This is a genomic window from Kitasatospora kazusensis (assembly GCF_039529945.1).
GTDB lineage: Bacteria > Actinomycetota > Actinomycetes > Streptomycetales > Streptomycetaceae > Kitasatospora > Kitasatospora kazusensis.
In genome coordinates, this window is the sequence record NZ_BAAANT010000135.1 from 1 (window position 1) to 1,018 (window position 1,018).

The following is a 1,018-nucleotide window of genomic DNA, read 5'->3' on the forward strand; positions in this document are numbered from 1 at the left end:
CACCAACCCCAACAACACCGTCAACGCCTTCGCCAACAACGGCATGGACGGAAACGGCGGCTGGATCGACTACGGCCAGATCGCCGCCGGCGCCTGAGAAACCGCCAACAGCCCCCGTACCGCTCCCACCCTCGAAGGCTTGGACCACTCACCATGAAGCGCGCCGCATCACTCGCCCTCGCCGCCCTCGTCGGCCTGACCACCGTCGGCCTCGGTGCCACCACCGCCTCCGCCGCCCCGGACACGGCCGGCGCCGGGGCAGCCCGGCCGGTGCTCAAGGTCATGCCGCTGGGTGACTCGATCACCGCCGGCTACCAGAGCTCCACCGGCGCCGGCTACCGCCTGCCGCTGTGGAACCTGGCGGCGGCCCAGTCCCGCTACACCATGGACTTCGTCGGCTCCCAGAGCTCCCCCGGTGTGCCCGACCCGGACCACGAGGGCCACGGCGGGTACATGATCGACCAGATCGGCGCGGGCGTCGACGGGTGGATCGGCGCCGCCAACCCGGACGTCGTCCTGCTGCACCTCGGGATCAACGACCTCGACCGGGGCACCGACAAGGCGCACGCGTCGGACCGGCTCTCCGCCCTGGTCGACCGGATCAGCGCCGACAAGCCCGGCGTCACGGTCATCTTCCAGGGCCTGATCCCCACCACGCCGAACCTGCAGAGCCTGATCCAGGACTTCAACTCCAAGGTCCAGGCGATGGTGCCCGCGAAGCAGGCGGCGGGCGAGAAGTTCCGCTACGTGGACGCTCCGGCCCTCACCTCCGCCGAGTTCGCGGACGGCCTGCACCCCAACGACCAGGGGTACGCCCGGATGGGCCAGGTCTTCTACAACGCCCTGGACAAGGCCTTCACCGACGGCGTCGCGGTGAGCGCTCCCGTCAACCACGCGGGGACGGAGTCGGGTGGGGCCGGGCGGGTCCGCTGGGCCGACTGGGACGGCGACGGCAAGGCCGACTACATCATCCTGGGCGACGACGGCTCCGTCCACGTCTACCTCAACAAGGGCACCG

Annotated in this window: 1 protein-coding gene; it reads left to right on the forward strand. The window is 70.7% G+C overall.

Annotation, left to right across the window (positions count from 1 at the left end; all coding sequences use genetic code 11):
* Positions 1 to 153: 153 nt before the first annotated feature.
* Positions 154 to 1,018: SGNH/GDSL hydrolase family protein (locus ABD330_RS32335; RefSeq protein ID WP_344469886.1), on the forward strand; the 865-nt coding region annotated here is incomplete at its 3' end.